Below are 273 nucleotides of genomic sequence, written 5' to 3'. Positions count from 1 at the left end.
CAAAGCAGGTGCTTCATGCAGAAGCTGGCCGCATGCAGCCTCACAGCGTCGATGGTGAAGTAGTGCCGGAACAGCAGGTAGTCACCGCAAGTGGTGAGCCGCTGGTGAAGCGTTTCTTGACCTTCAACGTGGTCGCTGATAAACTGCGCTACATCGAGCGCACGACTCTTTGCCTTACCGTACCGATCAACCCGCCTGGGTAGCGTCTCGATTCCATCAGCCCCGAACTCCTCTGACCAGGACTCGGGGCTTTCCTTTTCAAGGTCGGGTGGC

General features: G+C 57.9%; 1 protein-coding gene. It reads left to right on the top strand.

The window, feature by feature from the left end; all coding sequences use genetic code 11:
- Positions 1 to 203 (top strand): hypothetical protein (locus tag ABG80_RS22555; protein WP_235513771.1); only part of this gene is annotated, 203 nt, incomplete at its 5' end.
- Positions 204 to 273 lie beyond the last annotated feature (70 nt).

The organism is Aquabacterium parvum (assembly GCF_001447195.1).
In the GTDB taxonomy this organism is placed as follows: domain Bacteria; phylum Pseudomonadota; class Gammaproteobacteria; order Burkholderiales; family Burkholderiaceae_C; genus Aquabacterium; species Aquabacterium parvum.
The sequence above is the reverse complement of the archived record's forward strand: the minus strand, read 5'-3'. Positions and strand labels throughout refer to the sequence as shown.